Consider the following 10892-nt stretch of genomic DNA (forward strand, 5'->3'; position numbering starts at 1 on the left):
CTCTGAGATGCGGCTGTGCGCTGTGACAGTCGGCTGTATCGGTAGGGCGCGGCACGGCTGTGCGGCTGACGGAGGGGCTGCATGTCCCATGCCAGGGCGGCTGCTCGGGCCGTCCTCGGGCGTCGATCCGGCGCAACATGCTGCCGCCTGTTGTCAGGCCGACACGCGCGACCGCCCTGGCTGCACTATGCTGGTTTCAGCACGACCAGGGAGGGAGACGATGTGGACTCGGCTGGGGAGTGCGGCGGCGGCGCTGGTGCTGTTCGTCTGGATCGTCGGCACGCCTGTTGGAACGGCAGCCGTCGCTGGGCAGCCCGGCGGTTGGGAGCAGGTCGAGCCCTCACCGGCCGTCCGCCTGTTCGCCCCGACGAGCGGCGCGCTGCTCGCACGAACGGTGAGTGGCCTGCTGCGGTCGGACGACGGGGGAATGACCTGGCGTGCCGTCAGCCTGCCTCCTCAGACGCAACGGCCGTCGGCTATCGAGCGGGCGAACGCGATTGTCGATCCCACCAACCACGACGTGATGTTTGCGGCGATGGCGATGAGCGCCACCGAGCCGGAGGAGCTGTTCCGGACGACCGATGGTGGCCAGACCTGGACGAAGCTCAACCGGCCGGACCAGTCGTCGTACGAGCTTCGGGCAGTGACAGTCAGTCCGGCCGATCCGCGCGTGGTCTACGCCAGCCGTCGCTACTTCGGTGACTACGTGTTGCTGCTGAGTCTCGACGGAGGCGACACCTGGGAGGTCCGTCAGCGGCAGATCGCCGGGCCGTCCTGTGGATGGGGCGTGCCGCTGTTCTACGCCCACCCCACGGACTCGGCGCAGGCGTATCGACGTGCGCTCTGCGCGCGTACCACCCTTGAAGCGGAGTACGGAGGGGTGCGGGTGGAGCACAGCGCCGACCAGGGGTTGACCTGGACCCGACTGTCCCTACAGGGGGCGGCGTCGCGGATCGCGGGCGGCTTCGCGGTGGCTCCGACGCGGATGTACGCCTCCTCGCACCTGCTCGACGCGCGGCCGCCGGAGCACAATCCGTACACGGACGCCTCGTACACGACGGCGGTCGTGCTGCGGAGCGACAACGGACTGGACGGCTGGACGGAGGTGCTGCGGGCACCGCAGACGCGCATCGATGCGCTGGCCGTCGATCCCGCAAACGCCGATCGGGTGTTTGTGGGCCGGAAGGACGGCCTGGTCATGACCACGCAGGATGGCGGCGCGTCCTGGTCGGAGCTGGGCAGGGATATCGGCGCCGTCGGCGATCTGGCTCTTGGCATCGACGGGCGGAACCTGTACGCGGCGACGGCCACGGGCATCTGGCGGCTCGCCCTGGCGGAGTGACCTCGCCGCGCTGGTCTTCGGCTACCGCGGCGCTCCGAGCGCCGCGCCGCCCAGCGCGGTCAGCACGACCACCAGCCACGGCGGCGTCTTCCAGTACATCAACAGCCCGAACGCCAGCAGGGCCAGCATCAGATCCGGTGTGGTGACGATGGCGCTGGTGAAGACCGGCGTGTAGAGCGCCGCCCCGAGCAGGCCCACCACCGCCGCGTTGATCCCCTTGAGCGCGGACTGGAAGGCCGGCTGCGAGCGGGCCGTCTCCCAGAACGGCAGCGCGCCGACCACCAGGAAGAACGACGGCAGGAAGATCGACAACAGGGCCAGTGTGCCGCCGGCCAGCCCGTTCGGCGGCTGGGCCATCATCACGCCGAGATAGGCGGAGAAGGTGAACAACGGGCCAGGGACCGCCTGGGCTGCGCCGTAGCCGGCGATGAACTGCTCGTTGGTGACCCAGCCAGTCGGCACGACTTCGGCCGCCAGCAGCGGCAGAACGACGTGCCCGCCGCCGAACACCAGCGAGCCGACGCGGTAGAAGCTGTCCATCAGGGCGATGGCCTGGGACGGCGCGATCAGCCGGATCAGCGGCAGGCCGACCAGGAAGCCGAAGAACAGCACCCACGCGATGATGCCGGTCCGCCGACTCAGGGGGATCGCCGTGGCTGAGGCGGGCGGCGGGGCGGCGGCCGGCAGCAGCAGCCAGCCGACCAGTCCGGCCAGGGCGATCGTGCCGACCTGCCCGAGCGCGTTCGGGATGGCCAGCACCGCGATGGCGGCCAGGATGGCGATGGTGGCGCGCTCCCGGTCGGGGCAGAGCGACTTCGCCATGCCCCAGACGGCCTGCGCCACCACGGCCACGGCGACGATCTTCAGCCCGTGCAGCCAGCCGGCGTTGCTGACCTCCGCGTTCTGGACGCCGAGCGCGAACACCGTCAGCGCGATGGCCGACGGCAGGGTGAACCCGAGCCAGGCCACGATGCCGCCGAGCAGTCCAGCCCGAATGATCCCAAGACCGATGCCGACCTGGCTGCTGGCTGGCCCTGGCAGGAACTGGCAGAGCGCAACCAGATCGGCGTAGCGTTGCTCGTCGATCCACTTGCGACGGACGACGTACTCGTCGCGGAAGTAGCCGAGGTGGGCGATGGGGCCGCCGAACGAGGTCAGACCGAGGCGCAGCGAGGCCGCCGCGACCTCTGCAAGCGACCCGCTCATGCCTCGCTCACCGTCCCTCTCCGCTGTCTGTGCCGACTGTGCCGGGCGCCGCGTGCTGCGTTGCGGCGGCAGGAGCGGGCACGAGCGTACCACCAAACAGCCCGCGTGGGAATCCCAGATATCCACCGCGCGTCGAGACGGCCTGGGACGGACGGTCCCAGCCGATGCGGTCTGGCCCGGCCGCGCGGTACCCTACTCGGAGCCAGTTCACCAGGGGCGGCGTCCATGCTGGCGCGCAGCCCGACGAGATCCTGGGAGGGAGCACGGCCATGCAGCGTGCGCTACTGAGCGACATCAAGAAGATCGAGATCGAAGAGGTTCCGTCGAAGCTGCCGGGCGCGGGCGAGGCCCGGGTCTCGATCGAGGCGTGCGGCATCTGCGGCTCGGACCTGCACATGTACGACGGCAGCCACCCGGTCCTGCGGCCGCCGCTGGTGATGGGCCACGAGTTCGTGGGGCGGGTCATGGACGTGGGCGAGGGCGTGACCAACGTCAGGCCCGGCGACCGCGTCATCGGGATCGCGGGGCGTGGCTGCACCGAGTGCGAGGCCTGCCTGGAGGGGCACTACAACTGGTGCGAGGGGCTGAAGGTCATCGGCGGGCACATCCCAGGCGCGCTGGCCGAGGAGCTGGTGCTGCCGTCTGACCAGTTCCTGACCATTCCGGAGTGGATCCCGCAGGATCAGGCGACGCTGATCGAGGTTGGCGCGGTGGGCATGCACACCATCGCGCGGTACGGCGACGTGACCGGCAAGTCGTGCCTGGTGCTGGGCGCGGGGCCGGTCGGCCTGGTGCTGACGGCCTGCCTCAAGGCGGTCGGGGCCGGCCCGATTGTGGTCAGCGACATCAGCGCGGCTCGCCGCGAGATGGCGCAGCAGGTGGGCGCGGATCTGGTCATCAACCCGCTGGAGGAGGGCGCTGAGGACGCCGTCAAGGCCCGGTTCCCGCGCGGCATGGAGGTGGCGTTCGACTGCGCTGGCCGCGAGGCCTCGCTGCTCTCGGCGCTGCGCCTGACCCGCCGGGGCGCATCGGTCATCCTGACGGCGATCTTCCCGGCGACGGTTACCCTGCCGATGGCCCAGGTGCAGCGGGCCGAGCGCAAGCTGATCGGCGTGCAGATGTACCAGAAGCAGGACTTCCTGGACGTGATCGAGCTGCTGGAGCAGAAGAAGCTCGACCTGAGCGGCATCGTAACGCACGAGGTGCCGCTCGCGCAGACGGCCGAGGCGTTCCACCTGCTGGAGTCGGCGGACGCGGCGGCCGGTAAGGTGCTGATCAAGGTCAAGGGGTAGCGCGATTGCATAGTCGTCTGTGTTCCCGACACGCCGTCAAACGAGCGGTCGGGGACTGAAGTCCCCGTCTACAGTCATTCAGTCGCTTCGCGACGAAGGGTGGAAATAGCCGTCGCCGGGTGAGACTAGAGCGTCGCGCAGCGACTGCAGGATGGTAGGCGGGGCTTTCAAGCCCCGACGCGGCTGTACGACGAGACCAGCAGGCAATCGCCCTGGACCCGAAGGGCCCTCGCCCGCTACCGGACGACGATCTGAGGCAGGTGCTGTTCGAGCAGGGCGATGGCTTCGGCGCGCATGTGGGCGCGGTGGGCGTGCGCCAGGAGCATCGCGCGGTCGACGTCGCCGGCGGCGATGGCCTCGAAGAGGGCGCGGTGCTCGGCGGTCGGCTCGGTGGGGCGGGGCCGCAGCCGCAGCGTCAGGCGGGAGACCCGGCCGGCCTGATCGAGCAGGCGCGCCCGCACGTCGGCGATGTGGTGGTTGCCGGCCAGCTCGGCCAGCGCGGTGTGGAAGTCGCGGCTGGCGGCCGTCCAGGCCTCGCGGTCGTCGGCCTCGGTGGCGGCCTCCTGCCGCTCGACGATGCTCCTGAGGCGAGCCAGGTCGTCAGGGGTGGCCCGCTCGGTGACCAGCCGCGCAACAATCGATTCGAGCCCTTCGAGCGTCTCGAACAGCTCGCGGAAGTCGCTCAGCGAGACCGGGCTGACGAACAGCCCCTTGCGGTGGATCGAGTAGACCCACCCCTCCTGCCGCAGCCGGAGGATCGCCTCGCGCACGGGCGTGCGGCTCATGCCGAGCCAGCGGGCCAGCGTGTTCTCGGCGATCGGCTCGCCGGGGCGGATGTGGACGTCCACGATGGCCTGCCGGATCGCCGCGTACGCTTGAAGCGTCATCGACTGATCCGCCAGGGCCGGATCCGGCTCGTAGGGCGGCAGGGAGAGGTCGCCGGGAGCGAGCATGCGGTCTGGAAGGGATGCCAAGCGACGGCTCCAGCAGAAGGGGCTGCGGCGGGTGGCGGGCGGGGTCCGAGCGAGCGCGAGTGCCAGGGGAGGTGATCCAGGTCAGGTGGAACAGGCGGCCACAAGGGTAGCAGGGAGGGGGATGAACCGCCCGTTGACGCCACCACGCCAGGCTAGTATGCTACGTAGCATACTACGAAACGATGGTAGCGCACGGGGCGCACGCTCAGGCTGACGCGCCCGGTTCGCCCCGTGCGACAGGCTCGTCTGACGCGGCTCCGCCTGCCTGCGTCGTCCTTCGTGTGGCGTCCTGTTCAGTCCTGATGCTGTCCTCGCTGCTCGTCTCGCTCGGAGGTTTGTCATGGTCATGCCCACCTCAACTCGCCGCCCGTCGCGCCGCTCGTTCCTCCTGATGCTCTCGTCGGGCGTGGCCGGCGCGGCCCTGCTGACGGCGTGCGGCCAGCAGGCGCCAGCCGCCTCGAAGCCCGCCGAGAGCAAGCCGGCCGAGACCAAGCCGGCCGCGCCGGCCGCTGCCGCGCCCACGGCGGCCCCGGCGAAGCCGGCCGAGGCCGCGAAGCCCGCCGAAGCAGCGAAGCCGGCCGAGGCCGCGAAGCCCGCGGCCCAGACCGCGCCCGCGACGAAGGCGGCCAGCGGCGGCGCGCTCAAGATCCTGATGTGGCAAGCCCCGACCATCGTCAACCCGCACCTCTCGCAGGGCACCAAGGACTTCGTGGCGGCTCGCTGCTGCCTGGAGCCGTTGCTGACGGTGGACGCCGAGGGCAAGATCCTCCCCGTGCTGGCGGCCGAGGTGCCTTCGAAGGCGAACGGCGGCCTGAGCGCGGACGGCACGACGGTCACCTACAAGCTGAAGCCGGGCGTCAAGTGGGCGGACGGCCAGCCGTTCACCGCCGACGACGTGGCGTTCACGTTCGACTACGTCACCAACAAGGAAGTCTCCGCGACCACGGCGGGGACGTACCTGCCGTTGGCGAAGGTCGAGGCGCTGGACGTGACCACCGTCAAGGTGACGTTCAAGGAGCCGACGGCCGGCTGGTACCTGCCGTTCTCCGGCCAGCGCGGCCTGATCGTGCCGAAGCACGTGCTGAAGGATCACCCGGGCGCTGAGTCGCGCAATGCGCCGTTCAACCTGAAGGCGTTCGGGACTGGTCCGTACGTGGTGGACGACTTCAAGCCGGGCGATCAGGTGCTCTACCGCCCGAACCCGAACTATCGTGACGCTGGCAAGCCGTACTTCTCGCAGGTCGAGATCAAGGGCGGCGGCGACGCTGCCTCGGCGGCCCGGGCCGTCTTCGAGACCGGCGAGTACGACTACGCCTGGAACCTCCAGGTCGAGGTGCAGGTGCTGACCCAGATCATGCAGGGCGGCAAGGGCGAGCTTGACACGGTGCCAGGCTCGGGTGTCGAGCAGATCCAGCTCAACCAGGCCGACCCGAATAAGGACGTGGATGGCGAGAAGTCGGCCCCGACCACGAAGCATCCGTTCCTGACCGACCGGCGGGTGCGCGAGGCGCTGGCGATCTCCATCGACCGCGAGACGCTGGCGAAGGCGCTCTACGGCCCGACCGGCACGGCCACGCCGAACGTGCTGACCACGCCGACCAGCGTCAACTCGACAACCACCAGACTGGTCTACGATCTGAACCGTGCCAACCAGATCCTTGACGAGGCCGGCTACAAGAAGGGCGGCGATGGCATCCGCACGACCCCCGACGGCCAGCGGATGAAGATGCTGCTGGTCACGTCGGTCAACTCGCTGCGGCAGAAGGAGCAGGCGCTGGTCAAGGACGGCTGGACCAAGATCGGGATCGAGGTCGAGTTGAAGGCCGTTGACTCCGGCTCGTTCTTCTCGGGGGCGGCCGGCAACCCGGACACGGTTAGCAAGTTCAACGCCGACGCCCAGATGTGGAGCACCAGCTTCGACTCGCCGTTTCCGGCCAACATCATGAAGCGGTTCTACAGCAAGGACAAGGCGCGCGACTGGGCGACCAAGGCGAACAGCTGGTCGGCGTCGAACTACATGAAGTTCGCCGACGACGAGTACAACCGGCTGTACGACCAGGCGCTGATCGAGCCGGATCCCGAGAAGAGCCGGCAGCTCTGGATCCAGATGAACGACGTGGTGGTCAACTCGTACGCGGCGATCCCGCTGGTGGATCGGAAGGTCGTGTCGGGGCGGTCGAAGGCACTCAAGGGGACGACCCTCTCGCCGTTCGACGCCGAGACGTTCGGCATCGCCGAGTGGCAGAAGTAGATGGCGGCCAGCGAGGCGGCCCCGGCCGGCGCGACGGCGTGGTACGAGGTCCACGTCGAGCGCGGCGTGACGATGCACGCGGCGGACGGCACGCCGCTGGTGATGGACATCTACCGGCCGATGCAGGACGGCCAGCCCATCGCGGCCGGCCTGCCGACCTTGCTGGAGCGGACGCCGTACGACCGCGCCGGCAGCCGACTGGTGCTCTCGGCCCAGTACTACGCGCGCCGGGGGTACGCCGTGGTCTTGCAGGACGTGCGCGGCCGGTACGACTCGGGCGGCACGTTCCACCACAACCTGAACGTCCCGGATGAGGGGCTGGACGGTCGCGACACCCACGCCTGGATCGTGGGGCAGCCGTGGTCGAACGGGCGGATCGGGACGTTCGGCGGCTCGTTTACGGCGGCGAACCAGCAGGCGGCGGCGCTGCGCGGGGCGGCTGGCCTCCAGGCCCAGGTGCTTCGCGACTGCGGCACGAACTACTACCGGCGGTTCTTCCGCTGGCACGGCGCGTTCAGCCTGACCGGCACGCTGACGTTCTGCACCCACCAGGGCGAGAACGGCCGCGAGGCGCGGGCGAACCCGGCCGTCCGCACGGCCCTCCACGAGATGTACCGCAACCTGGGGGAGTGGATCGACCGGATGCCGATCCAGGCCGGCGAGTCGCCGCTGGCCCAGGCGCCGGAGTACGAGGCGATCTTCCTCAAGACGATGACGGAGGGCGACTTCACCGAGTACTGGAAGGGGCCGGGCGTCCTGATCGAAGGGCGCTGGGACGAGTACCCGAAGGACGTGGCCATCCTGATGGTCTCGGGGTGGTACGGCAACCACGTGGCCGGCAGCTTCGACAAGTTCGTGGAGCTTGGGAAGCGGCTGTCGAAGCCGATCCACCTGATTGTCGGGCCGTGGATTCACGGGCCGGGCATGGGCGAGGAGACGGGCGCGGGCGACATCGAGTGCGGCCCCGACGCGCTGGCGCAGGGTCCGAACCTCGACACGCGCGTGCGCTGGTTCGACCGCTGGGTGCGCGACGTGCCGAACGGCGTGGAGCAGGACGCGCCGCTGAAGCTGTTCGTGATGGGGACCGGCGACGGCCACAAGACCGAGGATGGCAAGCTGTTCCACGGCGGCTACTGGAAGACGGCCTGGACGTGGCCGCTGCCGGAAACGCAGTTCACGACCATGTACCTCCAGCCCGCTGGTGGCCTGGAGACCGTGCCGCCGGCTGCCGACGCCGCTCCCTCGACCTACGACTACGATCCGGCCAATCCGTGCCCGTCCATCGGCGGCTACGCCCACGATAAGGGGCTGCCGTCCGTGGTGCTGGTCGGCGGCCAGGATCAGCGGGGGCGGGCGTCGTTCAGGGCCTGCCGGGGGGACACCCGCCCGCTGGCCGAGCGCGACGACGTGCTGGTCTTCCAGACCGAGCCGCTGGCCGCCGACACCGAGGTCACGGGGCCGCTGGACGTGCGGCTGTTCGTCTCGACCTCGGCCCTGGACACCGACTTCGCGGCCAAGCTGATCGACGTGTACCCGCCGAGCGGCGACTACCCGGACGGCTACGCGTTGCTGCTGTCCGAGGGCATCCTGCGGATGCGGTACCGCGACGACCGGCTAGTCGGCGAGCCGGTGACGCCCGGGGAGGTCTACGAGATCGCGCTCGACCTCCAGCCGACCGGCAACGTCTTCAAGCGGGGCCACCGGATCCGGCTGGACGTGACCAGCTCCAGCTTCCCGGAGTTCGACGCCAACCCGAACACGGGCGAGCCGCTCGGGCGGCACACCCACACGGTGGTCGCGCACCAGACGGTCTTCCACGATGCCGCGCGCCCCTCGCGGGTGATGCTGCCGATCATTCCGGGCGGGCGGTAGCCGGCCCCGGACTGAGGATCGTGTGCGCGGCTTCCCTGCCCTGCGACAGTCGGGACGGGAAGTCAGGGCGCGATTTCCTGCCAGAGCCGTGCGGTGATGAACTGCTCAAGGTGCCGAAGATTCGTGGTCGCGATGACAACCTGATCGGTGTGCGCCTCGGCCAGGGCCAACGCCTGACCAGCGAGAATGACATCGGCGTCCAGCGCCACGTCGACTGCTGTCGGTCTGCCTCGCTGGCGAGCTTCGGCCCAGAGGCGGGCCGCGTGGCGCAGCAGTTCACGACGGACTTCGTCATCAGCGATCTCCGGGACGAGGACTGTGACCCGCTGCCGGATCAGGGATTCAAGCCAACGTCGGCAGTCCTCTGCCGAGTCAGACATTCGTGGTTTCGAGACCGATCCGAGCGGGCCGGCGTCCAGCAGCACGATCACGGTGATGGAAAGAGCTTCCGATACGAGGGGCGGTCCTCATCGAGTGCGGCCAGGAGCGCTGTTCCGGTCTCGCGCTGCTCCTGCTCTTCGTCGTCGCAGAGCGACCGTAGAAGCTCAATTGCAGCTTCGACGTTGGCGTCGTCGGTGATCTCTGTCTGCATCAAGGAACTCCCGACCGACGCTTCACTGACTCGGTCGGCAGGCTGAAGAGTCAAGGGCTGGTTGAGCACTCTCGAACAGTTCATCGCCAGTGTCGAGCCTTCACGGGTCTAGCAGGGCCAGGGCGATTGCATGTTGGGTGCGCCGCGCAGAGTCGTCGGGGCTTGAAAGCCCCGCCTACGATCCTGCCGTCGCTGCGCGACGCCCCAGTCGCACCAGTGCCTGCCGTTCCCGACGGCCGTCGCGCAGCGACGGCGTGACTGTAGGCGGGGACTTCAGTCCCCGACTGCGCGTCTCACGACGTTATGGGAGCACCAATGAACATGCACGTGCCCTGATGCTGCTACCAGTGCAATCGTATGTTGAGCGCGTCGTGCGGCGGCGTCGGGGCTTGAAAGCCCCGCCTACGATCCTGCAGTCGCTGCGCGACGCGCCAGTCGCACCAGTGCCGGCCGTGCCCGACGACCGTCGCGCAGCGACGGTGTGACTGTAGGCGGGGACTTCAGTCCCCGACCGCCCGTTCCATGATGCATCGGGTACACCAATCAACATGCAATCGCCCTGATATCGGGGCGGACCGTTTCGCCGCCGCAGCCCCAGAGAACCTACGACCAGTGGCGGGGCGCCCAGGACAGCGGCGTGGACTCCTCGATCTTATCTTCGTCCAGCTCCATACCCAGTCCGGGCCGATCATCAAGGGTAATTACACCGCCCACCGGAGTAACGGGATGCTGTAAGAACCACTGATGCGCACTCTTTCGCTTCTACTCACGGATCGCATACCGGGTGGACGTGACGCAACCGGCTTGTGGGGGTGAGGAACGACGCCTCGCCCCGAAGGTTCTACCTTACCGCCAGGGTGAGGGCACCAGCGAACCCAGTTGATTCATTGGTCCATGAATAGCCGTTGTCGGTAGAGTGGTAGACTGACCCGCCCGAGGCAACCCACCAACTCCGTGGTACTTTGGGTTCGTAGGCGATGCCTTTCTGTGAACCCACATCGTTCCGCCTCGTGAAGGTGGCTCCGCCATTCTCCGATACGTACAGTCCTTGCGTGGAGCCGTTCGCTGTGGGGAAGTGAGCAATGACGTGGTCCTTGGTGTTGCCGATGAATGTGCCGGCCGCAACGATACCAGCGCCCGTCAGCTGGAAGGACGTTGCGGTTGTCGGGCTCGTTCTGTTAGGGATCACGAATAGTGCAGAGAGCTGATCACGAAAAGTGCAGAGCCCGGAGGCAGGGACCGGGTGAAGCGAGCGACGGCAGTGCTGGCGGTGGCTGGAGGGCAGTCATTCTCGGCAGCAGCCCGGGCGGTGGGGTATCGAAGTCTGGGTGCGGTCACCTACCTGGTGCGGCGGTTCAATCAG

General features: G+C 68.7%; 8 protein-coding genes. 4 read left to right on the plus strand and 4 right to left on the minus strand.

Annotated elements, in window-relative coordinates; translation table 11 throughout:
• Positions 1-220 precede the first annotated feature (220 nt).
• Positions 221-1342, plus strand: coding sequence for a hypothetical protein (locus IT306_24185; protein MCC7371541.1), 1122 nt, complete (start codon positions 221-223; stop codon positions 1340-1342).
• A gap of 21 nt (positions 1343-1363) precedes the next feature.
• Here the strand turns inward: IT306_24185 and chrA are convergent, their stop codons facing one another.
• On the minus strand, positions 1364-2548 hold the full coding sequence (chrA, locus tag IT306_24190; GenBank protein MCC7371542.1) for a chromate efflux transporter: 1185 nt from the start codon (positions 2546-2548) through the stop codon (positions 1364-1366).
• A gap of 269 nt (positions 2549-2817) precedes the next feature.
• Between chrA and IT306_24195 the strand changes: the two genes are divergently transcribed.
• On the plus strand, positions 2818-3840 hold the full coding sequence (locus IT306_24195) for an alcohol dehydrogenase catalytic domain-containing protein (GenBank protein MCC7371543.1): 1023 nt from the start codon (positions 2818-2820) through the stop codon (positions 3838-3840).
• A gap of 236 nt (positions 3841-4076) precedes the next feature.
• Here the strand turns inward: IT306_24195 and IT306_24200 are convergent, their stop codons facing one another.
• Positions 4077-4814 (minus strand): GntR family transcriptional regulator, encoded by a 738-nt coding sequence (locus IT306_24200; GenBank protein ID MCC7371544.1) that lies wholly within the window; start codon positions 4812-4814, stop codon positions 4077-4079.
• A 346-nt stretch (positions 4815-5160) separates the two neighbouring features.
• Here IT306_24200 and IT306_24205 point away from each other — a divergent pair, with 346 nt between their 5' ends.
• Together IT306_24205 and IT306_24210 are read left to right on the plus strand one after the other, a co-directional pair.
• The gene (locus IT306_24205) at positions 5161-7065 is read left to right on the plus strand and encodes a peptide ABC transporter substrate-binding protein (GenBank protein ID MCC7371545.1); all 1905 of its coding nucleotides are present in this window, start codon (positions 5161-5163) and stop codon (positions 7063-7065) included.
• Positions 7066-8937, plus strand: coding sequence for a CocE/NonD family hydrolase (locus tag IT306_24210; protein ID MCC7371546.1), 1872 nt, complete (start codon positions 7066-7068; stop codon positions 8935-8937). It begins immediately after the preceding gene.
• Positions 8938-8999: 62 nt separating this feature from the next.
• Here IT306_24210 and IT306_24215 read toward each other — a convergent pair whose 3' ends face one another.
• Together IT306_24215 and IT306_24220 are read right to left on the minus strand one after the other, a co-directional pair.
• The gene (locus IT306_24215) at positions 9000-9374 is read right to left on the minus strand and encodes a hypothetical protein (protein MCC7371547.1); all 375 of its coding nucleotides are present in this window, start codon (positions 9372-9374) and stop codon (positions 9000-9002) included.
• Positions 9365-9529, minus strand: a complete 165-nt coding sequence (locus IT306_24220; protein ID MCC7371548.1) for a hypothetical protein — start codon at positions 9527-9529, stop codon at positions 9365-9367. The genes IT306_24215 and IT306_24220 overlap by 10 nt, the downstream gene beginning before the upstream one ends.
• Positions 9530-10892 lie beyond the last annotated feature (1363 nt).

The sequence above is a fragment of the Chloroflexota bacterium genome, from assembly GCA_020850535.1.
Classification (GTDB): domain Bacteria; phylum Chloroflexota; class UBA6077; order UBA6077; family JACCZL01; genus JADZEM01.

Excerpts from the sequence above, each read along its gene's own strand:
- IT306_24185 (MCC7371541.1), top strand. The coding sequence starts at position 221 with ATGTGGACTCGGCTGGGGAGTGCGGCGGCGGCGCTGGTGCTGTTCGTC.
- chrA (MCC7371542.1), bottom strand. The coding sequence starts at position 2,548 with ATGAGCGGGTCGCTTGCAGAGGTCGCGGCGGCCTCGCTGCGCCTCGGT.
- IT306_24195 (MCC7371543.1), top strand. The coding sequence starts at position 2,818 with ATGCAGCGTGCGCTACTGAGCGACATCAAGAAGATCGAGATCGAAGAG.
- IT306_24205 (MCC7371545.1), top strand. The coding sequence starts at position 5,161 with ATGCCCACCTCAACTCGCCGCCCGTCGCGCCGCTCGTTCCTCCTGATG.
- IT306_24210 (MCC7371546.1), top strand. The coding sequence starts at position 7,066 with ATGGCGGCCAGCGAGGCGGCCCCGGCCGGCGCGACGGCGTGGTACGAG.
- IT306_24220 (MCC7371548.1), bottom strand. The coding sequence starts at position 9,529 with ATGCAGACAGAGATCACCGACGACGCCAACGTCGAAGCTGCAATTGAG.